Origin of the sequence: Methanomethylovorans sp., from assembly GCF_041305605.1 — an archaeon.
In the GTDB taxonomy this organism is placed as follows: domain Archaea; phylum Halobacteriota; class Methanosarcinia; order Methanosarcinales; family Methanosarcinaceae; genus Methanomethylovorans.
This window is the reverse complement of record NZ_JBFYLB010000169.1, coordinates 1-26360: the sequence shown is the minus strand read 5'-3', so window position 1 is coordinate 26360 and position 26360 is coordinate 1. Positions and strand designations below refer to the sequence as shown.

At 43.5% G+C, this 26360-nt stretch carries 22 protein-coding genes; 9 read left to right on the top strand and 13 right to left on the bottom strand.

Features of this window, described 5'->3' with window-relative positions; translation table 11 throughout:
• A partial coding sequence (locus ACCM36_RS10435; RefSeq protein WP_370573698.1) for a CoA-binding protein occupies positions 1-278 on the bottom strand: 278 nt, incomplete at its 3' end.
• Positions 279-441: 163 nt separating this feature from the next.
• Between ACCM36_RS10435 and ACCM36_RS10430 the strand changes: the two genes are divergently transcribed.
• Positions 442-2196, top strand: a complete 1755-nt coding sequence (locus tag ACCM36_RS10430) for a chloride channel protein (RefSeq protein ID WP_370573699.1) — start codon at positions 442-444, stop codon at positions 2194-2196.
• A 22-nt stretch (positions 2197-2218) separates the two neighbouring features.
• Here ACCM36_RS10430 and ACCM36_RS10425 read toward each other — a convergent pair whose 3' ends face one another.
• From ACCM36_RS10425 to cgi121, 3 genes are all read right to left on the bottom strand, one after another.
• Positions 2219-3520 (bottom strand): tRNA (N(6)-L-threonylcarbamoyladenosine(37)-C(2))-methylthiotransferase, encoded by a 1302-nt coding sequence (locus ACCM36_RS10425; RefSeq protein WP_370573697.1) that lies wholly within the window; start codon positions 3518-3520, stop codon positions 2219-2221.
• A 2-nt stretch (positions 3521-3522) separates the two neighbouring features.
• Entirely contained in the window at positions 3523-4614 is a 1092-nt protein-coding gene (gene glpX / locus ACCM36_RS10420) for a class II fructose-bisphosphatase (protein ID WP_370573696.1), read from the bottom strand.
• Positions 4615-4719: 105 nt separating this feature from the next.
• Positions 4720-5229, bottom strand: coding sequence for a KEOPS complex subunit Cgi121 (gene cgi121, locus ACCM36_RS10415; protein WP_370573695.1), 510 nt, complete (start codon positions 5227-5229; stop codon positions 4720-4722).
• 101 nt (positions 5230-5330) lie between these two features.
• On the opposite strand from cgi121, the gene ACCM36_RS10410 reads away from it, so the two are divergent.
• The 5 genes from ACCM36_RS10410 to ACCM36_RS10390 all read left to right on the top strand — a co-directional run bounded on the left by ACCM36_RS10410 (position 5331) and on the right by ACCM36_RS10390 (position 11174).
• Positions 5331-5477, top strand: a complete 147-nt coding sequence (locus ACCM36_RS10410) for a hypothetical protein (RefSeq protein ID WP_370573694.1) — start codon at positions 5331-5333, stop codon at positions 5475-5477.
• Between the two features lie 223 nt (positions 5478-5700).
• Positions 5701-8589, top strand: coding sequence for a leucine--tRNA ligase (leuS, locus tag ACCM36_RS10405; RefSeq protein WP_370573693.1), 2889 nt, complete (start codon positions 5701-5703; stop codon positions 8587-8589).
• 180 nt (positions 8590-8769) lie between these two features.
• Positions 8770-9783: a Vms1/Ankzf1 family peptidyl-tRNA hydrolase gene (locus ACCM36_RS10400; RefSeq protein ID WP_370573692.1), complete on the top strand. Its 1014-nt coding sequence runs from the start codon at positions 8770-8772 to the stop codon at positions 9781-9783.
• Between the two features lie 58 nt (positions 9784-9841).
• A complete protein-coding gene (locus ACCM36_RS10395; RefSeq protein WP_370573691.1) occupies positions 9842-10384 on the top strand; it encodes a hypothetical protein in 543 nt (180 codons plus the stop codon).
• A gap of 19 nt (positions 10385-10403) precedes the next feature.
• The gene (locus ACCM36_RS10390) at positions 10404-11174 is read left to right on the top strand and encodes a 23S rRNA (uridine(2552)-2'-O)-methyltransferase (protein ID WP_370573690.1); all 771 of its coding nucleotides are present in this window, start codon (positions 10404-10406) and stop codon (positions 11172-11174) included.
• Positions 11175-11379: 205 nt separating this feature from the next.
• Here ACCM36_RS10390 and ACCM36_RS10385 read toward each other — a convergent pair whose 3' ends face one another.
• On the bottom strand, positions 11380-11679 hold the full coding sequence (locus tag ACCM36_RS10385) for a DUF211 domain-containing protein (protein ID WP_370573689.1): 300 nt from the start codon (positions 11677-11679) through the stop codon (positions 11380-11382).
• Between the two features lie 130 nt (positions 11680-11809).
• Between ACCM36_RS10385 and ACCM36_RS10380 the strand changes: the two genes are divergently transcribed.
• The 3 genes from ACCM36_RS10380 to ACCM36_RS10370 all read left to right on the top strand — a co-directional run bounded on the left by ACCM36_RS10380 (position 11810) and on the right by ACCM36_RS10370 (position 14181).
• Positions 11810-12460, top strand: a complete 651-nt coding sequence (locus ACCM36_RS10380; RefSeq protein ID WP_370573688.1) for a histidinol phosphate phosphatase domain-containing protein — start codon at positions 11810-11812, stop codon at positions 12458-12460.
• On the top strand, positions 12457-13095 hold the full coding sequence (locus tag ACCM36_RS10375) for a cyclase family protein (protein WP_370573687.1): 639 nt from the start codon (positions 12457-12459) through the stop codon (positions 13093-13095). The genes ACCM36_RS10380 and ACCM36_RS10375 overlap by 4 nt, the downstream gene beginning before the upstream one ends.
• Before the next feature lie 210 nt (positions 13096-13305).
• Positions 13306-14181 carry an archaellin/type IV pilin N-terminal domain-containing protein gene (locus tag ACCM36_RS10370; RefSeq protein WP_370573686.1) on the top strand — a complete coding sequence of 292 codons (876 nt, stop codon included), beginning with the start codon at positions 13306-13308 and terminating at the stop codon, positions 14179-14181.
• A 42-nt stretch (positions 14182-14223) separates the two neighbouring features.
• Here ACCM36_RS10370 and ACCM36_RS10365 read toward each other — a convergent pair whose 3' ends face one another.
• From ACCM36_RS10365 to ACCM36_RS10330, 8 genes are all read right to left on the bottom strand, one after another.
• Positions 14224-14814 (bottom strand): hypothetical protein, encoded by a 591-nt coding sequence (locus ACCM36_RS10365; RefSeq protein ID WP_370573685.1) that lies wholly within the window; start codon positions 14812-14814, stop codon positions 14224-14226.
• 12 nt (positions 14815-14826) lie between these two features.
• On the bottom strand, positions 14827-15375 hold the full coding sequence (locus ACCM36_RS10360; RefSeq protein WP_370573684.1) for an XTP/dITP diphosphatase: 549 nt from the start codon (positions 15373-15375) through the stop codon (positions 14827-14829).
• Entirely contained in the window at positions 15368-15940 is a 573-nt protein-coding gene (locus tag ACCM36_RS10355) for a Kae1-associated kinase Bud32 (RefSeq protein WP_370573683.1), read from the bottom strand. The genes ACCM36_RS10360 and ACCM36_RS10355 overlap by 8 nt, the downstream gene beginning before the upstream one ends.
• Positions 15941-16957: a bifunctional N(6)-L-threonylcarbamoyladenine synthase/serine/threonine protein kinase gene (locus tag ACCM36_RS10350; protein WP_370573682.1), complete on the bottom strand. Its 1017-nt coding sequence runs from the start codon at positions 16955-16957 to the stop codon at positions 15941-15943. It abuts the gene before it with no gap.
• Positions 16958-16991: 34 nt separating this feature from the next.
• Positions 16992-19532 carry a PGF-pre-PGF domain-containing protein gene (locus ACCM36_RS10345; protein ID WP_370573681.1) on the bottom strand — a complete coding sequence of 847 codons (2541 nt, stop codon included), beginning with the start codon at positions 19530-19532 and terminating at the stop codon, positions 16992-16994.
• A 349-nt stretch (positions 19533-19881) separates the two neighbouring features.
• Positions 19882-21930 carry a PGF-pre-PGF domain-containing protein gene (locus ACCM36_RS10340; RefSeq protein WP_370573680.1) on the bottom strand — a complete coding sequence of 683 codons (2049 nt, stop codon included), beginning with the start codon at positions 21928-21930 and terminating at the stop codon, positions 19882-19884.
• 378 nt (positions 21931-22308) lie between these two features.
• On the bottom strand, positions 22309-24798 hold the full coding sequence (locus ACCM36_RS10335) for a PGF-pre-PGF domain-containing protein (RefSeq protein ID WP_370573679.1): 2490 nt from the start codon (positions 24796-24798) through the stop codon (positions 22309-22311).
• 134 nt (positions 24799-24932) lie between these two features.
• The coding region (locus tag ACCM36_RS10330) for a PGF-pre-PGF domain-containing protein (RefSeq protein WP_370573678.1) at positions 24933-26360 on the bottom strand (1428 nt) is incomplete at its 5' end.

Below are 26360 nucleotides of genomic sequence, written 5' to 3'. Positions count from 1 at the left end.
CCTGCCTGGCCACATTTTTCTATTGCAGAAGGAACTGCAGCTGCGGGAACCACTATAACAGCAAGATCTACCTTTTCCGGCACATCAAGAATATCGGCATAACATTTTGATCCTAAGATCTCAGCAACATTTGGATTGATGGGGATGACCTTATGACCGGTTCCCTGCAGGAGATTCTTCAGTACAGCATGACCAACCTTACCTTCTGTACGGGATGCCCCTATGACTGCAATAACATCCGGATCGAACAATTTGTCGAGCATATTTTCCCTGACCATGTATATTATTTTATATGGAATAATAATAGATAAGGTTAAGGGAAGCCCAAACAAAAGAAAACAATTATATTATAGCAAAATTAAATGTATTTATTATTATATTATTTGGTTCGTATACTTCCTGAAGCTAAACTAGCATGGAGTTCAAGTGAAGAGAGACAGGATGGAACATTTGCATCTGAATGAACTATTGCAGCACCAGAAACAAAATCTTATGCAATGGTTTAACAATGAGTCTGTTTTTTCAAACTCACTGGCAGTGATAGTAGGAGTATTGACAGGTATTGCAATTGTCCTGTACGACTATGCACTTAAATTAAGTTCTCAACTATTCTTCGAACCTACATCCGACATTCAGCACTACTATGTAATATTCATACCTGCCATTGGGGGATTGCTGGTGGGCATAATTTCCCACAGGTTCATGAAAAAGAAAAGATACAGCATAGAGAATGTAATAGAATCCACTACTTTGCACGGAGGTAAGATGCAACCAAGAACTGTGTTCCTGGAAGTCTTATCCTCTGTGATATCTCTGGGGTCAGGAGCTTCTGCAGGTAAAGAAGCTCCTGTGGTCCTTGCAGGTGCAGGAATTGGTTCTACGTTGGCGCAAATGCTTAAAATGAGGGGAAGCCGGCTGAAGATACTGCTGGGATGTGGTGCTTCAGGAGGCATTGCCGCAGCATTCAATGCACCTCTTGCCGGAGTGGTATTCTCGGTGGAAGTGATTCTGGGAGAACTGGAATCCGCTACTTTGGTCCCCATCGTCATATCTGCTGTCTTTGCAACTCTTGTCTCCAATGTTATCTTTGGAGTACGGCCTATACAGATCTCCGATTATCAGCTCATAAGCCCCATGCATGAATCTGTCCTATACCTTATTCTTGGATTGCTGGCAGGACTGGTGTCAGTGATACTCATGCGTTCGCTTTACAAGTCCCGGGACTTTTTCAATGCGCTCAATATACACCCCATAACAAAACCTGCAGTAGGAGGTCTATGTGTGGGATGCATAGGGTACTTCTATCCACAAATATTCGGTGTTGGATACGAGACCATAAGCCAAGTGCTGGAAAACGAGATCGCATTTAATATATTATTGATACTACTGTTGCTGAAAATTGTTGCATTTTCCCTGAGCCTGGGTTCAGGTGGGTCAGGAGGGTCCTTTGTTCCTGCCCTGTTCATAGGTTCCATGCTTGGGGGAGCTTATGGATTCATTGTCAACAGCATTTTCCCAGGGATCACATCCGAGCCCGGAGCTTATGCATTAGCTGGCATGGGAGCTGTTTTCACCGGAATTAGTCGTGCACCCCTTACTGCAATACTTGTTCTCTTTGAACTTACACGAAATTATGGTCTTGTACTTCCCATAATGCTTGCGTGTGTACTGAGCAATCTTGTTTCAAGTGCCCTCCATCCAGAATCCATTTTCACCGAATCACTGCGCAGGCGCGGATTTACCATACGGAAAGGAAAGGAAGTGGACATAATGGAATCTTTAAAAGTTTCCGATGCCATGAAAAGAGAAGTGCAGACCATTTCAGTGAATAAGAAGGTAGAGGCGCTCATCGCACTTATGCAATCCAGCCGTCATGCAGGATTTCCAGTGCTGGACCAAGAAGGCAATCTATGGGGTATTGTGACCCTGAAAGACATTCGGGACAAGGTAAAACAGGGGGAACTTGACAAGACCATCGGCGAGATCGCCACTTCTAATTTAGTTTTTGCATACCCGGATGAATCTTTGAACACCGTACTTCAACGCCTCGCAACAAAAGACATAGGCAGACTTCCTGTAGTATCAAGGGAAGATAACAGAAAGATACTTGGGATCATCACGCGCAGTGACATTGTAAAGTTATATGATAAGACGATTGTGGAAAGGATGCAATATAGATCAGAGAACGGCAACTAATTAATAAATGGCTTTAGAACCTTTAAGTAATTACCCTCCCCAGGAAATATCCGGGAGTAGCATCGAAGATCTCCACCTCATAAAAACTTCCTGGAATGGCATTTGAGTCCGGGATCACTACAGGTTTATAAGAACTGGTACGGGCCATGAGACCTTTGACCTTCGCCTCCTTGGAAACGAAAACCCTGCCTTTCCATCCCATCATATTCTTCCTGACAGTTATTTGAACTTGTTCGCATACATCGTGCAGTTCATTGGAGCGCTGTGCAACGATACGTGAATCGAGGGTACGGTATTCAAGAGCTTTTGTATGCGGACGGGGGGTATATCTGGAAATATTCACCTTTTCGGGCCTGTAATCCTTCACCCATTCCACTGTTTTCATGAAATCAACATCTTTCTCCCCCGGAAAACCCACGATAATATCAGTGAACAGGGTTATATCATCAAAACGGTCCCTGAAACTGTTGATCATACGATTCGCCTCTTCTATGGAATGGAACCTGTTCATCCTCTTCAGAACATCGTTAGATGCTGATTGTATAGGCAAATGGACTAACTTGTAGATCTTGTTGTGCTCAAAAGCATCCAGTAATTCTTCCAGTATGGGAAGCACAGAAAAAGGATTCATCATACCCACACGGACCTTAAAATCGCCTGGTATATCGCATATCCTCTTAAGCAGCTCAGGAAGCCTAAGATCTATGTCCATACCGTACTGGGCATTGTCCTGGGAGGTGAGCCATATTTCTCTGCAGCCTTCGGCAACTCCCTGTCGTATATCCTCTATAATGGGATCAGGATCAAAAGACCTCAACGGACCTCTTACGAACCTGACTATGCAATAGGAACAGGCATTGTTGCATCCCTGGGAAAGCTGACAAATGTGTATATTGGAATTAAACCTGAACCTTGGCACATTGATAAAACCTTCGGGTTCATGAGAAAACACGTGCAGAGCTTGCCGGGAAGTACTTTCAGATGAAATCCCGAGTATAACAATTGAATTTAACACCTCTCCTATCCTTGAGATGGAGTTCACTCCCAAAATGTGAGCATCGGGATTGTTCCGGATGATGTCATCAAGCTGTACTTCAGGCATACATCCGGCTACCACTACTTCGATGCCTTTTTCCCCCAGTTCCTTGATCTTATGAAGGATCTTCTGTTCGGTGGAATACTTGACAGTGCAGGTGTTTAGCACTACCACGTCAGCATGCTTCTCAGATACCAGCTCATGCCCCAGGTTCCTGATGGTCGCCATCATGACCTCTGCAGACGCCTGGTTGGCCGAACAACCAAATGTAGCAACGTGAACTTTCATTATCAAACGAAACGCAGAGGAGTGGTCTCTTTGTCATGTATGTAGAGAGTATCTGTAAATTTCACAACGCCTGAACTGCCCATGGTCAGACTGTGAACTCTTGCATCGCCTTCTCCAAAGAGGTGCACACCTTTAAGAAGAGTACCCGGAGTTACGCCTGTTGCAGAGAAGATCACATCATTGCCGGGAACGAGCCGGTTGATGTCAAGCACATCGTGCATGTTCTTCTCCGTAATACCCATCTTTTCAAGCCTTGGCATCTTTTCGGCTTTTTCCTTAGCTATAGCTTCCTCAGGTTTGCCATTAGCCACCGTAGGTAACACAAGCCTCGCAAGGACCTTACCACCCAGTATCTTCATGGCAGCAGCAGTAAGCACTGCCTCCCCTGAGCCTCCGGCACCCATTACCACATGAACACCCGAACCACGTATGGCTGTAGCAACTCCTGGCATCAGATCGCCGTCGGTTATCAGATTAACTCGTGCACCTGTTTTTCGGATCTCTGTGATCTTATCCTCATGCCTTGGCCTGTCAAGGATCACGACCACGAGTTCATCGATATTACGGTTAAGTGCCTTTGCCACTATCTCCAGATTATCGATCACAGGAGAATCAAGATTTATACTTTCATCGGGATGAAGCCTCTCATATTTCACTACCTCCGGACCTACCACTATCTTATCCATATATATGTCAGGTCCGTGGAAAAGACCGTCCCTTTCGGCCATTGCCATTACAGATATAGCACCGGGAGTACCATTGGCTGCCAGATTGGTACCTTCAAGGGGGTCCACAGCAATATCCACTTCGAGATCACCCTCCCAGGTACCAACATGCTCACCTATGTATAGCATAGGAGCTTCATCCCTTTCCCCTTCACCGATCTTTATGATCCCTTTCATGTCAAGGTAATTCAGAGTCCTGCGCATGGCTTCCACTGAAACCTGGTCAGCATAATTCTTATCTCCCCTGCCCATCTGATAAGATGCTGCTATAGCTGCTGCTTCTGTAACCTGAAGAAGTCTTGGCAACAGGGCACACTCAATAGGTCCTGCGCATTTGATCATCCCTTCTGCTGTTTTCTTATGTGGCATGAATTCGAACTCTCCCATAATAATGTCTATAATCGTATGGTAATGTTATTAACTTATTAATAATGGCAAGTTACTGGTCGGTCATATATTACTATTTCGTAGATATCACTTCAATACATCCACAAGTGCCACCCGCTCTATCACAAGTTCCGGGACCATCTGCTCGCCTACGACAGTTATTTCATCTGCGGTGATCCCGAACTGCAGGATAAGTCCTTCCCTTTTGGACAGCAGATATTGAATGACATCTACAGGCACGATCATCTCTTTTAGTATATCCGCACATGAAGGAACTGAGTCTTCCTCGCCTATAACTACGAAAACAATATTGTTCCGGCCTTGAAACACACCCATGGAAAATGCCTCCTCTATCTGGCGTTTCCCGGAAGCATAGCGCATGATCTCGATACCCATATCCTTTGCAGCATTCCTTCCTTGTTCAAATGCCCTGAGAGCTTTTGTCACTGCGAAATACAAGTGTTTTTCACCCGCTATCTTATCTGCATTTATGGCCTGAATTATACAACCATTTGCCTTCGATATGTCTGCGGTAGTTTTGAGAAATGCCTTCAGATCGTCTATAAATATACGACCACTTACGAACTCAATATGCATGGAACTAAATTCAATTCTTTGAGAATAAGCATAACGGTATGTTCGTAGAGATCAGGCAAAATTATAAGTACTCTTCGAAACCATTTTTTATGGGAGAGAAAATGAAGCGCTGTGATATGCAGACTGGGGAACACTATTTCTGTGATAGTTGTGGATTCGAGCTTGAAGTAGTGACCCCCTGCGAACATTGTGATGAAGGGAACATCAACTGTCCATGCTGTGGTGAGACACTTCAACTTCGAAGCTGAAGATACTGATGATCAAAGAATGATCCTGTTCTCTGTACTTAGTTTTGACTATACATCATTGCATAATATGCCGAGAATCATTTTGCTGGATGAGAAAGAGTAGGCTTTATGTGGATGGAAGTTATTTAGGTGGTAATCAACATATAAATAAGGTATTCAATGGATTCCGGATGGAATTACTGACTGAACACCAAAATAACAGGTATACCGGAAAGGCATAACCATGGAACAGGATTACATACCGTGTGAGATAGAAAGAAAATGGCAGAAGACATGGGATGATACAAAGGTCTTCCAGCCTGAGCCAGACGAGAGAGAAAAGTTCTTTATAACAATCCCCTACCCCTATCTCAACGGTAACTTACATGCGGGACACACACGTACCTTCACCATAGGAGACGTTATAGCACGATATAAAAGAATGCAGGGATATAACGTACTTTTCCCCATGGGTTTCCATGTCACGGGAACACCTATCGTAGGTCTTGCCGAACTGATAGCTAACCGCGATCCTCAGACCATGAAGGTATATTCGGAACTGCATGGCATACCCGCAGATATCCTGAAAACACTGGTCACACCTGAAAAGATAGTGGAGTATTTCAGCAAAGAGGCTGAAAAGGCCATGCGCTCGATAGGCTACTCTATTGACTGGAGGCGCAAGTTCACTACTACAGATGCAACTTACAAAAAGTTCATCGAATGGCAGTTCAACCTGTTGCATGAAAAGGATCTGATCGTTAAGGGATCGCACCCTGTCAAATGGTGCCCGAACGACAATAATCCTGTGGAAGATCATGATATTCTGCACGGAGAAGAAGCAACAATTATTGATTATACTTTTGTCAAATTCCAGTATAATGACATGGTACTGCCTTGCGCGACCCTGCGCCCTGAGACTATTTTCGGTGTTACGAACCTCTGGATCAATCCCGATATAGAGCATGTCAGAATCAAAGTGGAAAAGGATGGAAAGAAAGAGTTCTGGGTTGTAAGCAAGGAAGCTTACAGGAAGCTTACTTTCACGGACAGGAAAGTAGAATTCGTGGAAAACGTCCCGTCTGGATCGCTCATAGGTATCAAAGTGAAGAACCCGCTCACAGGCCATGATGTTATTACACTGCCCGCCTCTTTCGTAAGAGGAGAGAATGGTAGCGGAATTGTGATGAGTGTGCCCGCTCATGCACCTTATGACTACCTGGCATTGAAGGATCTGTATGACAGAGACCTTTCACAGTACGGGATCAAAGAAGACCTCCGCAATATAAAGTTCATTTCCCTTATAGCAGCCAAGGAATTTGGAGAATATCCTGCTGTGGAGGCTGTGCAACAGTTTGGTGTAAAGGACCAGAATGATCCCAAAGCCGAAGAGGCCACTAAGATCGTATACAGGAGAGAGTTCCATGGCGGTGTGCTCAAAGAGAATACCGGAAAGTATGCGGGTATCGCAGTATCCAAGATCAAGGACGTACTCACCCAGGACCTTATAAGTAAGGGTATAGGAGAGGTATTCTACGAGTTCAGCGAACCGGTGGTATGCCGCTGCGGAACTCCCTGTGTGGTCAATATGGTCGAAGGGCAGTGGTTCCTCAACTATTCCAACCCTGAGTGGAAGGATAAAGTTTACAGATGCATTGAGAAAATGGAGATCATTCCCGAAGAGTACAGGGTAGAGTTCAACAACAAGGTAGATTGGCTCAAGGATAAGGCCTGCGCAAGGAAAAAAGGTCTTGGTACGCATCTGCCCTTTGATGATCAATGGCTCATTGAGTCGCTTGGTGATTCCACGATCTATATGACATACTATATCACCAACAAGTTCTTTGCCCGCGGTATTGGTCCGGAACACCTCACCCCACAACTTTTCGATTATGTGCTCCTGGGCAAGGGTAGCGTGCAGCAAACAGCAGCATCCACAGGTCTTGATGAGCAACTCATAGCACAGATGAAAGAGGATCTGGATTACTGGTATCCTGTGGACCTCAGATCTTCTGGTAAAGACCTTGTCCCCAACCACCTTCTCTTCTTCCTTTTCCACCACGTAGCTATATTTAATGAGGAAAAATGGCCTCAGGCTCTTGCGGTCAATGGTTTTGTGTCCCTTGAGGGACAAAAGATGAGCAAATCCAAAGGTCCGCTGCTTACTCTCAGGACCGCAGTGGATGAGTATGGTGCAGATATCGCCCGCATGTACATTCTTTCAAGTGCAGAACAGACACAAGATGCTGACTGGAGGAACAGTGGCGTAGAAGCTGCAAAGAAACAGGTGGAAAGGTTTTACTCCTTTGCCAGGGAGATCATCGACTCCGGTGCTGTATGCGGTATGTGCGGAGAGCTCAATCTGATAGACAGATGGATGCTCAGTCGTCTCCAGCAGCGCATTAGGGAAACAAACAACGACATGACATCGTTGAGGACACGCAGTGCCCTGCAAAATGCATTCTTCCTGCTACTTAATGATATCAAGTGGTATCAGAAGAGAGGTGGCAGCCACCTGCTTTACGATATGCTGGATACCTGGGTCCGTCTCATGGCACCATTCACACCACATGTATGCGAAGAGATATGGCAGGCACTGGGTCACGAAGGTAATGATATTGTATCCCTTGCTTCATACCCGACCTTTGATGCCAGCCTGCTTAATAGTAATGCAGAGCTTGCAGAGGAACTTGTGGACAACACACTTGAGGACATCGAGGAGATACTGAAGGTCACAAAGATGACACCAAAGAAGGTGGTCTTGTATACATCTGCAGCATGGAAGAAAAAAGCTTTCCAAATGGCTCTGAAGATGCAGGCCGAAGGAAAACTTAATCCTGGTGTTCTGATCAAGGCCCTGATGGCAGAGCCGGCAAACCGGGCGTACGGAAAAGAGATACCAAAATTCGTACAGAAGATAGTTCCTGATATCACCAGCATGAAAGTGGACCGTTTGGAGATGTTCGATGGCTATGAGCTGGACGAGCTTGAGATCCTGGGAGAGAACCAGCATTTCTTTGAGAAGGAATTTAACTGCACAGTAGAAGTTTACAGTGCAGATGCACCAGATTATGACCCTGAGAACAAGTCCAGATTTGCTGCTCCAATGAGACCGGCAATCTATCTTGAGTAAAATTTGAAGACTGCATTTTTGCAGTCTTTCTTCTATTTGATCATATTCTGCAATTACACGGTTATTTTTTCTTTCGCAGACAGCATGTGATCATCAATACAAACAACAAAGATGCAACGATATGCCATTTAAGATGATAAGAACATCATCTTTTTAAGGCTGGCATCTTTTTATAATCCAATGACCGAAAAGGATCGTGTGCTACACAATATAACCTCATTGATCGGCAGGTATTCGGGTAAGGAAAAATTAGAAGAGATAACCAGGCTACAGTCTGATCTTGCCGAGCTTGAGGCCGATAATAACAGGCTGAAGATACAGTTGGAAAAATGCAAGGAAACACAACGAAATGCAGTTTCTTCAAAACAGATCGCTGAGGAAGCACTGAACAAAGCAGAAGCCAGAATAACAACTCTGACCGAGCAACTCCAATCACAGGCAACAGAAGAGGAACACATATCCATACCTGTACCAGTGTATTTAAATATGCATGAATCACGCCAAATGCTTTCGATTTTGGGTTCTATGCGTTCAGTAAAGCATACTTTTATCACTATGTACCTTCCGCAGAACTATAAGATGGAAAACATAGATAGAGGATTCCTGCAGCATTTTAACGAAAAAAGTATACGGATAATGGAAAAATTGGAATCCCCTACGGGAATCATAGTTTTTCATGACATTGATGATCTGGTATTCGAGATAATCCTGCCGCCTTTACCCATAGCGAAACATCATTTCTCTATCAATGAAAAATTCTATGTAGACGAACTTGACCAGATTTTAAAAGGGGAGACAAGTGTATTGATCGTGATAGTACATGCCGGTGAAAGTTTTATAGGCTATACTGAAGATGGGGAATATCTAATTACATCGCAGATCATAAGAAGCAGTGTCAAAGCAAAGCATACGAAAGGTGGCTTTAGTCAGAGAAGATTTGAACGCCTAAGAGATGAAGATATTGCCCATCATGTGGAAAAAGTGCTTATTGCTATTGCCCGGGTACTAGAAGATGTGGGCCAGGAACCAGATTACATACTAATGGGAGGAGATATACAACTTGCAAGAGCAGCTCTGGAGAATGTGGACCTCAAAGGCAAGGTAATAGAACATTCATTGGATATCCATATCGGTAAAAATGATCCGGATTCTATCCTTCTCAAGTCACTTGCGTGTAGAAGATACAAGTTGTAGGTAACTTTATTACCCTCTTTCTTAGTTATGGTATATCCTACCTTCAAGGCATGGTCTTATGATATCCGCTACTGAGCTTACAGGTATAGTCTATGTCCTGGGTGCCGTTACCTTCGATGAAATATGTGCTGTGGATAAAGAGATATCTGAATTAAGAGATTCTACTCACGAAACCAATGCGCTGCATGAACTTTGCATTGATGCTGTAGAAGAGCATCTTCTTGAGTCGGTTTCTGCAGAGGACATGCCAGGAACAGAAGCCGATGGAACTACATATTTCATAACTGGACCAAATGCATTCCCTGAGACCCCCACTGAACTTAGCCAGGTCATTGATATCCTGAAACTATCCGTAAGGAAAGTAGATATAGGCATCATTGCAATGAAATTATTGCAGAATTTCCAAAAGAGAATTCATGACCTTGAGATGGGGATCGGAGCCATTGAAGGTGGCAGTGAGGAAATACAAAAACTGGAATTGTATTATAGTGACTTGCTGAACCTATATTATGACTATGATTCATGGCTACCGGGCAAATTTGGGATCGCAGCCGGGCATCTAATGGAACTAAGTAAAAGGATAGAACACTTAAAACAATGAAATTAACAGGCAGGGTCTAATGGCAAGGGATAGAAGAGATACTTATTACTGGCGTGCAAAAGAAGAAGGCTACAGGTCTAGAGCTGCATTCAAGTTATTGCAGATCAACCAGAAATTTACAATAATCAAGGAAGGGGATACTGTAGTTGACCTGGGAGCGGCCCCCGGTGGCTGGCTGGAAGTGGCCAAAAAACTCTCAGGTGGAAGGGTTATAGGAGTGGACCTGCAGCGCATCTCGCCAATTGAAGGCGTGGAGACAATAAAAGGAGACATAACTTCGGATAAAACAATAAAAAAAATTTTTGACCTGGTCGGTGAGGGTGGAGTGGATGTGGTCATTTGCGACGCTGCCCCTAACCTTTCAGGTAACTGGAGCTATGACCACGCACGGTCCATAGACCTTGCGAGATCAGCACTCGGATGTGCGATAAAGATCCTTAAGCCCGAGGGTCATTTTGTGGTAAAGGTGTTTCAGGGAGATATATTTAAGAGTTTCCTTGACGATGCAAGTAACAGTTTTACTCTTACAAAATCCTTCTCTCCGGTAGCATCCCGATCACAAAGTGCGGAAATATATGTTGTGGCCAAGAAGTTCCTTAACGTTCCTGTAAGGAAAGGTGAAGAGTTGGATGTAGAAATAACCAGCACTGGCTCAACAGGTGATGGAGTGGTCAGGATCCAGGATTTTGTCGTTTTTGTCAAAGGTGCAAGTGAAGGAGACAAAGTTAGAGTAAAAGTGAAGGATGTCAAACCTAATTTTGCTTTTGCTGATGTTATTGCAAGATACTGAAGATATTTAAAAGTTTAAAGCCTATAGTTGGCCGATCTGAAAAGACAGCTGGAAAAACTTCAAAAAGCATAACAGCTTATCAGGGATCATTGCAGGTCTTCAGTCACAGACAAATTCACTGGAATATCAGAAGATCATGCAAAATATGGAAACGGCCACTATGAAGCTATAGGGACCGGAACATTCCGAAGGTTAAGCGAGGTACTTACCGTTCCTGCAGCGTCTCTACTTCTTCTACAAGTTTGTGCCCTGCTACTATCTCATCAATGCTATGGATCACAGCACCGAGATTATCTATAGACTGCTTTATTTCCTCATAGTCCAGGTCGTCCCCTTCAATGGTGATCTTAATAGTCTCTGTCTGCTGATCAACTTCATACAAACTCAGGTTGACACCGGAGACACCCGGCAGAACACTTAATTTTTTAGAAAATTCTACTATCGAGGGGTGGTGTGGCTTTAAAACGTCCAGGACCATTCTTCTAATTCCGGGCAATTGTTTCATCCTTCCTTTAAGTGACCTTAAGATACAATTGTTGTTAGTTGGTGGTTAATAGTATTCTGCATATCAGCATTGATGATATAAATCTTTATTTCAAATGACATTCTATATAGGTATAAATAATGGTGACATCATGATAGACTTGCATACACATTCCTTATTCAGTGACGGTGAACTTATCCCAAGTGAGCTCGTGAGAAGAGCTGTCATGCACGGATACAGAGCTATTGCTATAACTGATCATGCAGACTTTACCAATGTGGAGCATGTACTAAAGTGTTTGAGCAAGGCAAAGTACCTAGAAGAGGTAATGGATATCAGGGTACTTGTCGGAGTGGAGATTACCCATGTTCCTCCTGCCAAGATATGCAAGATGGCTCGTCTGTCAAAGGAACTTGGTGCGGAAATAGTAGTAGTGCACGGGGAAACGATAGTAGAACCAGTCGCTCCCGGAACGAATAATGCTTCTGTGGAACTTGCTGAAGTAGATATTCTTGCTCATCCTGGTTTTATAACTATTGAAGAGGCAGAAAAAGCAGTAGAGAATAATGTCCACCTTGAAATAACAGCAAGGAGTGGACATAACCGCACCAATGGTCATGTAGCCAGGATAGCTTTTGAAGCTGGAGCAAAGTGTGTGGTGGATACCGATACACATAGTCCTGAAAACCTTATTACCCGGGACACTGCCCTGAAAATTGCAATGGGGGCGGGGCTTACTATGGAACAGGCAGAAAAAATTCTTAACAATTCCCAGAAGATCGTGGACGAGAAATATCAATGATACTCAAGGGTAAACGGGTTATAGATATAACTTCACCCATACGGCAAGGTATGCCTGTATATCCCGGAGACCCGGAAACAATTGTCGAACAGGTATGTTCCATCGGAAAAAATGGGTTCGCCATTTCAATTATAACTATGGGAAGCCACACTGGCACACACGTCGATGCACCTTCCCATGTACTGGAGAAGGGTCTTTCTGTGGATATGCTGCTTCCTGGAAGTTTTATAGGACGTGCAATTTTGCTGGATATGAGTTGCATTGAAAGCCCAATCCATGCCGAACATCTGGATATAGCATGGAAGACAATTGATCCCGGAGAAGGAACAGAGGTATTATTATTAAAAACAGGTGCTACCAGTTCAGTTGAAAGAGCCTGTAATTTTTGTTTGAGTGAAGACGTTACTTCCTGGATCAAGGACAAAGAGCTTAAAGTATTGGGAGTTGATGTTTTCTCTATAGAGAATCAAGAGGAACTTCCACTGCATAGATCACTGCTTTCCCATGGGATTAATATTATCGAATGCCTTGATCTTGAAAAAGTGGAAGAAGGATGTTATACTTTTATTTGTCTTCCATTGAAGATCACAGGTTGTGATGGTGCACCGGCACGTGCTATTCTTATTGAAGAGTAATTTGTAAGGACATTTTTTCACATATATTATATTAATAGATTAATTTAAATAGAACACATGCTATATTAGACTTAACTGACCAAACAGGAGTTTAATTATAATATAATTAATATACTATAAGTTACAATAAAACATTGTAGTTATCACTTACCAATATTCATTATTAATTTACTTGAGGGAAATCGCACGAAAGCAAATAGGAAGCATTCGGTGCACAAAGATGAAAGTGCACAAGTAGGTATTGGTACACTCATCATATTCATTTCAATGGTCCTGGTAGCTGCAGTAGCGTCCGCGCTTCTCATCAAGACATCCGGAGTGTTACAACAGAAGGCTTCGCAGACTGGCCAGGAAACTACAAGAGAAGTAGCATCCAATCTGCGTGTAGACCGAGTAGAAGGAGAACGTGCGAGCTACGAAACGATCACTGTTACAAATGGTGTGCCCTCAGGCACCAATGCCACCGTCCCAAAAGGAGGAATGGTGGAGTGGATCTCTGACGATGGACCCTTTGATATATCTACAGATGATGCAAATGCAAGTGTAGGTGAATACTCTTACTATGAGGAAAGATTCGGGGAGCCTGGTACATACAATTTCACAGTATCTGATTCATCATCAAGCACGAGTGGAACTATAATAGTGGATAATGAACTGGATTACGGACAGATAGCCAAACTGCACATCTCTCTTTCCCTTGGGCCAGGTAGTGAGGATGTTGACCTCTCACAACTGATAATCTACCTTTCAGATGGTACTCATGTAGCAAATGTGAGATACAATATATCTGATACGAGGGCAGATGTGCATCTGCCTACGGAAGAGTATTTCTCAGTAAGTCCGATAAGGATTCGCGACAACACCGTTTTCAAAGCCAGTCAGCCAGTACTGCGAACCGGAGATATAATGGAAGTAGTAGTGGATATACGACGTGTGTTCTCTGCAGAAGACAACACTTATGATGGCCTGGAACCAAGGACCGAAGTCTCTTTCCAGGTCCGTCCTGAAGCAGGTGCACTCGTAGTATTCGATTTCACAACACCGGGTGCATATTTCGATAACAGGTACATCCTGCTGAGGTATTAACACTTTTCTATCCATGTAGTCCCTGAGAGTTTTCAGGGACTATTAAGAAAAATGAGATAAAGTGTAAGTGCCGTTATTTCTGACAAGTTCAAAAACATAGGTTCCTGATACCGGTTTTTCAATGACAACACCTTTGTCCATGTTAGTGGAAGGATCAAGTGTGTTATCAGGGAACCATTTACCGCTATCTGCCCGGAAGCCCTGGCAGAAATTGATATTTTCACCTTCAATGAGCCATCTTTTCCTGACACCATTGTCATATCCGTAAATGATGGTATTGTTTTCCATGTTCCAGGCAGAATTCGTTACATTGCCATCATTATCAGGATCAGGGTCCACACCAAATCCAACGTATGTGATCTCCCGTGGAAAATCAAGCTCAAGAGAACACATGCTGCCTTCGGTGCTGAAAAGCAAAGATAAATCGCGTGCTTTGCCTCTTTGAAGGGAAAGAAGTTCAAGAGATGCCTCAGACAGTTGTTTCTCAACATCATACCCCTGCTTTAACGGAACTATGGCATTCCATGATATTGCTATCAAAGCAAGTACACAGCCTGTGATCACCAGATATACTACCATTTTCAGAGGGATGGTGTCTATACCTTCGGTATCTGTGAAGAAATTTCGCCCCAAAGTATGTCACCTTTACTTAGGCAGCCACTCAAAGAACTTATCCAGTGCCCTGCGCCTGTGAGAAAACTTGTTCTTTTCTTCATCACCCATCTCTGCAAAAGTCCTGCCCTTGTACTCAAATAAGGGATCGTAACCAAATCCTCCTGTACCCCTTTCTTCAAAAGAGATCAGACCTTCAACCGTGCCTGTGAATACAATAGCTTCTTTTCCCGGTTCACAGTAACCGATAACTGATTTAAAAACAGCTGTACGATCTTCTTCATCTTCCATTAACTTGAGCACTCTCTTGTTACCCATTTTATTTTCCACAAAAGCAGAGTAAGGACCTGGAAAACCATTCAGTGCATTAATGAAAAGACCCGAATCGTCCACCATAACAGGGATCTGCAGTTTTTCAGCCGCCCATTTTGCTCCGAATGAAGCTATGGGCTCCAGGTCATCTTCCTGCAATTCCGGATAGCCCCCTGTGTTTTGAAGCAGTTCGATGTGTTTTGCCTCAAGTATGGATCTGGCTTCACTAAATTTTCCTTTATTACCGGTTACAAAAACTATCTTACGCATAACGACCTCTTTTCTCTATCTCTTTCACACGTTCTATCACTGCATCAGCCGATACAAAAATTTCCCTGTATCCCAGACAGAAGCTTGCTATCAATTTCTCATGATCACTGTGGGTACTCTCGAATGTCTGGAAAAGTACATGCACATCCACACCCTGAGCTTCGAGACCGCTGTCCATGTAAGCCAGCCCAAAATCGATCAGGTATATTCTGTCATTAGAAAATATCATGTTAGAAGTTGTCAGATCACCATGTATAATGCCATTCGAGTGTAGGCGACCTACAAGCTGGCCAACTTTTTTGCTCATTTCCTCGTCCATGACATGTTTCAGGGGCTTACCTTCAATATACTGCATCTCTATCCTGAAATCCTGTATATCATATATGACAGGAGTAGGTACTCCGCCTCTGCGGGCTTCGGAAATAAGCCTCGCCTCTGCACGTGTCCTTTCTTTGCGTATGCGCTCATCGATCTCCTGTAAGCGGTACTTTTTAGGAATGCGCTCTTTTATCACTATGCTTCCTTCAAGTTCGATCACCGCTTCTGCTCCTCTGGCGAGGTACATTTAAGCATCACCTTCCAGATCCTTTTCATTGATCCATGTAACATCCACTGAATCCGGTCTGAAATTAGGGTTCACATGAGAGTTCTCAACAGATAAGATACTACCAGCATTCAGCATCAAAAGACCCAGATAGGCGATCATGGCTCCATTGTCACCCATAAAACGTTTTTCCGGGACATAGAAAGAAGCACCTCGTTCCTCACACATTACTTGAAGCATTTCCCGAAGGCGCATATTAGCTCCGACACCCCCTGCAAGCAGGACCTCTTTCTTGCCGGTATGGGCAAGTGCTCTTTCTGTTACTTCCACTACCATCGAAAAAGCCGTCTCCTGAAAAGAATAGCATACATCTTCAAGGCTGGCCCGGACAAGGGCATCCGTAGCAGCTGTGGAAAGCCCTGAAAAGGAGAGGTCCATGCCCTTCACCACATAGGGCATTGGAATGTAATTCTTTGCCTTCCTGGCCAGTTCTTCTATCTTGGGACCACCCGGATGAGTAAGCCCTGCATTCCTGGCAAACTTGTCCAATGCGTTTCCAAGACCTATATCCAGTGTCTCACCAAACACCCGGTACTTTCCCATTTTATACGCCAGTACCTGTGAGTTGGCACCACTGACATATAGTGTCACAGGGTCCCTGGCGGGCGTCTTCCAGCGACCAACCTCTATGTGTGCAAGACAATGATTGACGCCTATAAGGGGCACATCCAGACCAAGGGAAAGGGCACGTGCAGCCGTAGCTACAGTACGCAGGCATGCCCCAAGACCCGGACCCTGAGAAAAGGCTATGCCATCTATCATAGAGCTGAATATGCCTTTTTTTCGTCCTTCTTCAAGCAGTTTCCCTATTACATGTGAAGCAAATCTGGCATGGTGCTGTGCAGCTTCCCTGGGGTGAATACCCCCGATGGGTGGCACATAAGTATGTGTAACCTCAGCGACAACATCCTTCTCATTAACTATAGCTGCGCTGAGATTCCATGCAGTACCCTCTATTCCAAGAACTGTTCCTTTCATTGGTATTTGGTAAAGGATGTAAAGCAGATTAATCTTACTCTTTCTTTAGGTACTCATATCCGACCGCAAGAACTCCGATCAATACAAAAACAATAATAAATGTCCATATTACGGACTTTCCTGGATTCGTTTTCTCCAGACCCACATCTGCTGCATTGATAGATAATGCCTCTGCATAACTATCCGGAGGTGAAGTAAACGGATTTTCAGCGGTAATCGCAAATGGAGAAAAACCCGGAGTCTGAGCTTCGAACATTACATAGCCTGTAGTATTGCTTTCCATGTAAGTGGGCAACATTTGCCATGAAGTTCCATTATATCTCTGCAGCTTTACATCTGCAGGATCTACCCCCACCTCCTCCATCCATGAATTGTTCACCCTGAACTTAACACGGGCATCCTTGATATTATCTGAAGTGGCAAAGCCAGCCATACCTACCCAGATATTGATATATTTGTATACAAGACCTTCAGGATCGGTGTCAACAAGCTTTGATCTGTTGTTCAGGACCTCTATGGTGGAGGTGATCTCGCCTGAGTTTTGGAGGGAATAGAAGCTAACAGACCGGATGTCATTGCCTGACCTTGTGAATTCATAGGTAACATTGGAATTCATTCTGACGTATGCGTTATCTGCATCTTTCATGGCTACATTTATAAAATCCTCAACACTACCTGCACCGCCACCTCCACCCGCGCTACTGCTGCTTTTTTTACTACTACTGCCCCCGCTGCTTCCTCCTCCGCTGTTGCTTGAAGATGTTGTCGTAAGGCTAATACTCACTGCTTCTCCTTTCAATCCATTTTCATTGTAAGGGACCAGCGTATAATTATAGGTTGTAGAGCTGTTCAGATCACCATGTACATAAGTTGATCTGGTTACGTTATCGAGGAAAATACCATTCTGGCTTATATGTACCGCTGCAGTATCTTCAGAAGCATCCCATTCCAGTGTGATCGAATTGACTCTAATGTTCTTTCCGATCACATTTGAAATTACAGGTAGTTTCACTGTTGTGGCTGAATCAGTTGCCTCCACATCATTAATGTTCCCCGAAGTGTCTACCGTTTCGATACTTATGGTATGTTCGATGCCGTTGCTGAGTCCCGTTGCGTTATAATAATTGTTGGAGGTAGTTGTGATAAACTTTCCATTGATATATAGCCTCACATTACTGAAATCTGCATCAATGGGATTGGTCCATGTCCAGTATATCCAGCTTGCACCGACATTTGTCTCCTGAAGATTTGTTACAGGTCCCGGAGGTGTCCTGTCCGTAACCTTGGTTGTAGCCGAATCGCTTACTGATCTAGAATTAATGTTCCCGGAAGTGTCCACAGTTTTGACGATGATCGTGTGATTTGTTCCTTCAGCAAGTCCGATCGCATTATAAAAAACATCAGAAGTATTTGTGACAAATTCACCATCAAAATATACCATAACATATGCAAAATCATCATCTTTTGGGTTTGTCCAAGTCCATCTGATCCAATCCAGACCCACGGTGCTTTCTTTAAGACCTGTTACAGGTGATGGAGGCACTATATCAATTGGAACTTGAGTTGTTGCAGAATCACTCACCAGAGCAGGATTGATATTTCCGCTGGCGTCTACGGTTTCTATACTGATAGTATGTACAGTTCCGCCAACCAGGCCGGTAGCGTTGTAAAAAGCATTTGATGTATCTCTGATGAATACACCGTCGAGGTATATCAGCACATGACTGAAATCCGGATCACCGGGATTTTTCCATGTCCATCTGATCCAGCTTGTACCTGAACCACTCTCTTTAAGGTCTGTCACAGTTGACGGAGGTGTGTGGTCAACAGTTGTGATCTTCGCCGCATCGAACATTATTTCAGCTGCTTTGAGGTCTTTAATAGCCTGGTTGATGTCAGCCTGAGTTGCACCAGTATCTTCAGCAATTGTTTCAGCTTTATCGATTGCATCTTCAAAAGCATCGATCGCTGATCGAGGATATTGACCAAGTCCTGTCCCTGCAACTGCACCTTCCACTTTAATTGATGCAGCGTTGATAGCAGATATCAGTGCAGACTTATTAACAGATGTTATTTCAGCAGCATCAAATATTGTTTCAGCGGCCTTAAGGTCCTTAATGGCCTGGTTTACTTCGGCCTGGGTTGCAATACTGCCAGCAGCAACTGCATCTGCTTTATCGATTGCATCTTCAAAAGCATCGATCGCTGATAGGGGATATTGGCCAGGCTCAATTCCGGCAACTGCATTTTCCACTTTAGTAGATGCAGCATTGATAGCAGATATCAGTGCAGACTTATTAACAGATGTGATTTTAGCTGCATCAAATATTGCTTCAGCTGCTTTAAGATCTGTTAAAGCCTCGTTCACTTCGGCCTGGGTTGCATCACTATCATCAGCAACATAATCTGCTTTGGCAATAGCTGAATCGAAAGCGTTGATTGCCGACAGGGGATATTGACCGGGCTCGACCCCGGCAACTGCAATTTGCACTTTTACAGATGCTGCAGTAATAGCTGATATTAATTCACTCTTGTCAACAGTGGAATTATCTGCCAAGCCGGTGCCTGCAGTCATTATCACAAATAGCAACATTAGTCCAAAGTAAATTAATCCTATCCCTGAATAGATTAATCCACTTAACTTGATTCGCATTGCCCACCACTCCACAAGTTAGAGAGGACTGATACCCCTTACGATCAACTCATGTTATCAGTTGACCCATCCCACTAAATTACATTATTATAAAATAAATGTGTGCAAATTGTTTCTTTACTATATACTATATAGTTGACTTAAACTCATATTTATACTTATAGGCTCGAACGTCCCCTACATATGATACCTTTTACTACTGTCACATTATATAATCACACTGCTACCGTAAATTCCCCTTTACATCTTTTCTACAGGGGGAAAATACCGATCAATCTTGCCGTTCTTTTTTCAAGTACTCGTATCCAACTGCAAACAGACCGATCAGGATAATGATCATAATGTAAGTCCATATCTTCGATTTTTCCGGCTGCGTTCCTTCAAGAGCGATATCTTCGACCTGTGTGGAGTCTTTGTAACCATCACTATTTGCAGAAGATGCAAGCATCTTTCCGGCTGTAATGGCAAATGGAGAGAATCCAGGGGTCTTGGCCTCGAATATTGCATAGTCCATTGTACTGCTTTCCAGAGTTGTAGGCAGTACTTCCCACACAACTCCATTATACCTCTGTAACCTTACATCTGCAGGATCTACACCCATTTCCTGGATCCAGGAGTTATCAACCCTGAACTTAACACGGGCATCCTTGATATTATCTGAAGTAGCAAAGCCAGCCTTACCCACCCAGATGTTGAGATATCTATATACCAGGCCATCCGGATTCCTGCTAACCAGTTTTGATCTGTCGTTCAAAACCTCTATTGTAGAGGTTATTTCTCCTGAGTTCTTAAGGGAAAAGAAACTAACAGAATGGATATCATTGCCCTCCCTTGAGAACTCATAGGTGACATTGGAATCCATCCTCAGATATGCATTGTCAGCATCTTTCATCGCTACATTCGCAAAGTTCTCAACACTGCCAGCACCGCCGCCGCCACTACTCTTTTTACTACTGCTGCCACCGCTGCTTCCCCCTCCACTCTTACCGGAGGATTGAGTTTTCAGGCTAACACTTACTGCTTTACCTTCGAGTCCATCATTAGCATATGGGACTAAAGTATAACTATAAGTCGTACCGCTCTCTAGATTGCTATCTACATATGATGCTGGTTCGCTCACAGTCCCAAGGGACATATCATCCCTGCTTATTTTCACGCTGGCTGTGTCACTCGAAGACTCCCATACCACTGTAATTGAAGTAGTTGTAATATCCTTTCCAGAAATACTAATGATTTCAGGAATTATGGTTGCAGTGGTTGTTGTGGTCGCTGCAGCATCGACCAGTTCAGGATTGATGTTACTCAGATCGTCTACGGTTTTGAGACCTATAGTATATGTGGTGCCTTCAGCCAGCCCGGTTAACTCGTAATAGGCATTAGAGGTAGTTGTAACAAATGAGTTATCAATGTATACCATAACATGGCTAAAGTCAGGATCTGTTGGATTTGTCCAGGTCCATCTGATCCAGGTTGAACCTATAGCACTGTCTTGTAAGTTCGTTACAGATGCTGGTGGAGTTGAATCCCCGGTTGCGATCTTAGCTGCATCGAATATTGTTTCAGCGGCTTTAAGGTCTCCAATAGCCTGATTGACCTCCGCCTGAGTTGCACCTGCCTCATCAGCAACTACCTGTGCCTGGCCAATAGCTTCCTTAAATGAAGTAATTGAAGACTGAGGATATTGACCGACCCCTGCTCCTGCTACTGCATTATTCACTTTTGAAGATGCTGCACCAATAGTAGAGGTCAATGCAATCTTATTTACACTTACTATTTTAGTTGTATCGAATATTGCTTCAGCTGCCTTAAGATCTGTTAAAGCCTCGTTCACTTCAGCCTGGGTTGCACCACTGTCATCAGCAACAGACTCTGCTTTAGCAATAGCCGTATCAAAAGCATTGATGGCCGATAGAGGATATTGGCCAGGCTCAATTCCGGCAAATGCACCTTCCAGTTTAGTCGAAGCAGAACTAATTGCCGAAATTAATGCATCCTTATTTACACTTTCTATTTTAGCTGCATCAAATTCTGATTCAGCTGCCTTTAGGTCTGTAATGGCCTGTTTTATCTGCTTTAGAGTTGCATCTGGATCTATAGTTGCATCTAGATTAGAAGCAACTTCCTGTGCTATATCAATGGCTGCTTCGAATGCATCTATTGCCGATTGGGGATACTGACCAGGATCATTTCCGGCAGTTGCACTTTCAACTTTTCCATTGGCATCCTCAATGGCTGATATTAATTCAATTGTTGCATTATCAACCAAGGCTGCTCCTGCGGTCATTGACACTAAGAACAGTACTATTCCAACATAAGTCAACCCGACTCCAAAGTATATTAGTTTTTTTAACTTGATTTGCAGATGCATCACCTACTTTCAATTAGAGAGGATTTTGATTTGGTTTGTTCCTGTGTCATCTATGATAGAGTTTAATGAAGAAGTATTTAAAGTTGTTTAAAAAAACATATCCTTTTATAGTATATTTTTGCTAATTGTATGCTTTTTTAGTTACATACGTGAATAAACAAGGACGTCTGTACGCTCTACTTAAAAAGTAAATGAATAAAATAAATAAAAACAGCAAAAGAGAGATTGGAATGAATTAAATACTGAAACTGATTCCGACAAATAAATCATTTGTAAGTTAATGGAAGGGTCTGAAAGATATCCCCTGATCTTGACAGGGGATTTTACTGATCAATTATGTCCTTTCCTAAGATAGAAATACCCAGCTGCAAATACTCCTGCCAGAAGGATGGACATGGCAATTATCAATGTATTGGATCGTTCTGCTTGCGTCTGCTCCTGACCTTTTCCTGACAGAACCTTGCCCATATCAGCATTTGCAGAAGAAGCAAGCTCTTTTTCTGCAGTGATAGCAAAGGGAGAGAAGCCAGGGGTATGAGACTCGAATACAGCATACTCCCCATTATTGTTTTCCAGGATAGTTGGCAATACTTCCCAGACACCGCCATCATATCGTTGCAATCTCACATCTGCAGCAGTTAAACCCATCTCCTGAAGCCAGGAATCATTTACCTTGAACTTAACCCTGGCATCTTTTATAGAGGATCCCGTAGTAGAATCTGAATTTCCGATCCAGATATTGATATATTTGTACACGAGTCCTGAAGGGGTACTGCTCACCAGCTTTGATCTATTATTCAGTACTTCTACTGCGGATGTCACATCTCCCAGATCCTGAAGAGAATAGAAGCTAACTGAAAGGATATCATTACCCTCTCCTGTAAATTCATAAGTTACATTAGCGTTCATTGCGAGATAAGCGCTTGCAACATCTGTCATTAGAAGGTTAGCAGTATCTTCAGAACTAGAGATGCTTTCTACATCAGGTAGACCGGAAGAAGGGGTCCTAAGGCTGAAAAATACTGTTGCACCCTCCATTCCATCTTCTTTGTATGGGATCAGAGTATAGTTATAAGTTGTATCAGCGGTCAGACCAGTGTCCAGATAAGATGTTGATCCGCTAACATTTCCAATGGTTAAATCATCGCGCAATATTTGTACTCCGGTTGTAGCATTCGAAGCTTCCCATACAAGTGTAATGGAACTGGACGTAATATTGTTTCCATAGATACTGGAAATATCCTGGAGCATCAAAGCCGTGGCTAAGTCCTGAACACCCTCCTGATCTATATTCCCGGAAGTGTCACCAGAATAGATGGTTATCGAATGAGAGACCCCTTGATCCAGTCCAGTTGAAGTATAAACACTTTCTGATGTGTTACTGACAGCTACATCATCTATGTATATCACAAAATGACTGAAATCCGGAGCATCGGGGTTGGTCCATTCCCACCGGATCCAATTCGAACCCAAACCTGTTTCCTGGAGGTTTGTAACAGTCATCGATGAAGTCTGCTCCAGACTGGAACCCATCACAGTAATAGTTATCGTTTCAGAATCGGTCAGACCATCCAATCCTGCTGCAAATGTAACTGTATATGCCCCGGCAGAACCAGTATCCGGAGTCCAGCTGAAAACACCGGTATTTGGATCAAAAGTAGCTCCTGCTGGAAGATCCGAAACCGAGTATACGACACCTGCATCTGCATCTGCAGTTGAAATTGTAAATGTAAGCAGTTCATTCTCTTTCACAGATCTATCCCCTATCAGCGAAAGTTCAAGTGCTCCTGTTACACTTCCTTCAATTGCAGTATCGGATGTTGAATTATCTTCAATAGCGATCGATCCGCCTGATACACCCTCCTGAAGAACAACAAGACCACTATTTGAATCAGCTACATAGACATAATTGTCTGAAACCGCAATACCATTGGCATTACCCCCAGTGTCATAACTGCTTACAAGGCCCGGGGAAGAAGGAGCAGAGACATCCAAAACAACAAGACCACTATAATCAGTTAGATAGACATAATTACCTGATACTGCAACATCATTTGTATCGCCATCTGTGGAATAACTGCCTGCTAAAGCCGGCGATGAAGGATCACTCACATCCAGAATGGCAAGACCATTATAATCAGCAACATAAGCATGATTTCCAGAGATAACAACATCATAAGCATAAATGGCATCATATATTCCCACCGGACTTGGTGAGGAAGGAACAGAGATATCGATCACTGCAAGACCATTGCTACCATCAAAAATTCCTTTGCTGTCATCGGCTACATAGGCATAGTTACCAGATATTGCAACACCGTTTGCAGAACCAATAGTATCGTATGTTCCTGCAAGTTTGAGAGATGCGGAAGTGCGGACATCAACAATAACAAGGCCACTGGTATCAGCTACATAAGCATAATTGCCTGATACATCAACGTCACATGCAAACCCCTCGGTATCATAACTGCCTGCAAGGCTTGGAGAAGAAGGAGTGCTGATATCTATGACAACAAGACCATTATCACCATTGGCGACGTAGGCATAGCTACCTGAAATGGCAACATCATACACTTCTGAGGGAGCAGTTACCCTGCCCACTTCGGAAGGATTTAAAACTTCGCTAATATCGAGTATAACAAAGTCCTGGCTCTGGCCTAGATATGCATATTCACCTACTACCACAACATCGGAGACCTCTCCACTGAACTGACTGACAACTCCCATGTTTATGTTGTCTGCCATTCCGACCCCTGCGGTAATCATTACAAAGAACAACATCATTCCAAAACGAATTGATCCACTTAATTTGATCTGCATTTTTTTCACCAGCTCCTCAGCAACAGAGGACTTTGATTTTTTAGCACAACATTGTAGATATTCTAATTAATTCTGAAACATTCCATGAAATTGGAAATACCCCTGTACCTCAGTACAGGGGCAAAAATGTAGCTTCAATTTTTCTTCGTGTACATATATCCAACTGCAACCAATCCTATTGCCAGTACAGCCATGATCAAAGTCCAGAGATTGGACTTTTCCGGTTCTGTTTGTCCATGGTCTGCACCTTCCGTCTGGATAGGATCTTTCAAGAGGTTTTCTGATCCTGTAGCCTGCAACTTTGTATCTGTGCTATTGCTTACAGAAGCTGCAAGTGCTGTATCTGCAGTGATAGCAAAAGGAGAGAAGCCCGGCGTTCGAGCCTCAAATATCACATAGCCCTCCATATTGCTTACCAAAGTTGTAGGAAGTACTTCCCATGAAGTTCCATCATATCTCTGCAACCTTATGCTTTCAGCGCTTACACTCATATCCTCGGTCCATGAGTTATTCACCTTGAATTTGACCACTGCATCTTTGATGTTAGCTTCAGTGGCAAATCCTGACTTTCCTACCCATATATTGATATATTTGTATACTAGCCCTGCGGGATCATCGCTCACAAGCTTTGACCTGTTATTCAGAACCTCTATAGTGGATGTTATTTCACCTGAATTCTTAAGAGAATACAAACTAATTGACTGAATGTCATTACCCTCTCTTGAGAACTCATAGGTGGCATTGGAATCCATTCTAAGATAAACAGTGGCAACATCTTTCATAGCTACATTCTCAAAGTCTTCTACGCTTCCGGCACCGCCGCCTCCACCACCACTGCTACTGCTCTTTGTGCTGCTGCCTCCGCTACTTCCTCCTCCGCCACTGCTACCACTGCTGGAAGAAGATGTGCTTAAAGTGATAGTTGCCGTGTTACCTTGAGTTCCATTGGTATAATATGGCAACAAAGAATAGGCATAACTGGTATCGCTGTCCAGGCCAGTGTCTTTATATGTCGATACGGACCCTGTAACGTTGCCGATCAGAATGTCATTACGATACACTTCAACAAGAGCCACATCCGAAGAACTTGTCCATGTCAATGTGATAGAACTTGAACCGATATCCTCCCCTGAAAGGTTCGATATCTGTGATTCCGAAGAAACATCATCTGAAGCAAGTACAACAATAGTTACGGTTTCCGAATCAGTAAGACCGTTGGCCTCTGCAGTAAATGTCACCTGATAATTACCTTCAGTATCCGGGGTCCAACTGAAAACACCAGTGTTCGCATCAAGAGTAGCTCCTTCCGGCATACCCAAAGCAGAGTACACGATAGCATCGCCCTCTGCATCTGTTGCTGAAACCGTGAATGTCAGCAATTCATTCAGATTTACCGATTTATCGCCTATTCCTGAGATTATAGGCCTTTCATCTGTCTCATCACCGGGAGTGACCGTAGAATTGCCTCCCGAACCACCGGGTCCTGTCAAATCATGTATTTTAACTACTACAAGGCCATTACTCGAATCAGCTACATATGCATAGTCACCTGATACAGCAAC

Excerpts from the sequence above, each read along its gene's own strand:
- ACCM36_RS10355 (WP_370573683.1), bottom strand. The coding sequence starts at position 15,940 with ATGTACCTCGCCAGAGGAGCAGAAGCGGTGATCGAACTTGAAGGAAGC.
- ACCM36_RS10395 (WP_370573691.1), top strand. The coding sequence starts at position 9,842 with ATGATATCCGCTACTGAGCTTACAGGTATAGTCTATGTCCTGGGTGCC.
- ACCM36_RS10390 (WP_370573690.1), top strand. The coding sequence starts at position 10,404 with ATGGCAAGGGATAGAAGAGATACTTATTACTGGCGTGCAAAAGAAGAA.
- ACCM36_RS10430 (WP_370573699.1), top strand. The coding sequence starts at position 442 with ATGGAACATTTGCATCTGAATGAACTATTGCAGCACCAGAAACAAAAT.
- leuS (WP_370573693.1), top strand. The coding sequence starts at position 5,701 with ATGGAACAGGATTACATACCGTGTGAGATAGAAAGAAAATGGCAGAAG.
- ACCM36_RS10350 (WP_370573682.1), bottom strand. The coding sequence starts at position 16,957 with ATGAAAGGAACAGTTCTTGGAATAGAGGGTACTGCATGGAATCTCAGC.
- cgi121 (WP_370573695.1), bottom strand. The coding sequence starts at position 5,229 with ATGCATATTGAGTTCGTAAGTGGTCGTATATTTATAGACGATCTGAAG.
- ACCM36_RS10380 (WP_370573688.1), top strand. The coding sequence starts at position 11,810 with ATGATAGACTTGCATACACATTCCTTATTCAGTGACGGTGAACTTATC.
- ACCM36_RS10375 (WP_370573687.1), top strand. The coding sequence starts at position 12,457 with ATGATACTCAAGGGTAAACGGGTTATAGATATAACTTCACCCATACGG.
- ACCM36_RS10360 (WP_370573684.1), bottom strand. The coding sequence starts at position 15,375 with ATGCGTAAGATAGTTTTTGTAACCGGTAATAAAGGAAAATTTAGTGAA.
- ACCM36_RS10345 (WP_370573681.1), bottom strand. The coding sequence starts at position 19,532 with ATGACTGCAGGCACCGGCTTGGCAGATAATTCCACTGTTGACAAGAGT.
- ACCM36_RS10410 (WP_370573694.1), top strand. The coding sequence starts at position 5,331 with ATGAAGCGCTGTGATATGCAGACTGGGGAACACTATTTCTGTGATAGT.
- glpX (WP_370573696.1), bottom strand. The coding sequence starts at position 4,614 with ATGCCACATAAGAAAACAGCAGAAGGGATGATCAAATGCGCAGGACCT.
- ACCM36_RS10385 (WP_370573689.1), bottom strand. The coding sequence starts at position 11,679 with ATGAAACAATTGCCCGGAATTAGAAGAATGGTCCTGGACGTTTTAAAG.
- ACCM36_RS10400 (WP_370573692.1), top strand. The coding sequence starts at position 8,770 with ATGACCGAAAAGGATCGTGTGCTACACAATATAACCTCATTGATCGGC.
- ACCM36_RS10335 (WP_370573679.1), bottom strand. The coding sequence starts at position 24,798 with ATGCAGATCAAATTAAGTGGATCAATTCGTTTTGGAATGATGTTGTTC.
- ACCM36_RS10425 (WP_370573697.1), bottom strand. The coding sequence starts at position 3,520 with ATGAAAGTTCACGTTGCTACATTTGGTTGTTCGGCCAACCAGGCGTCT.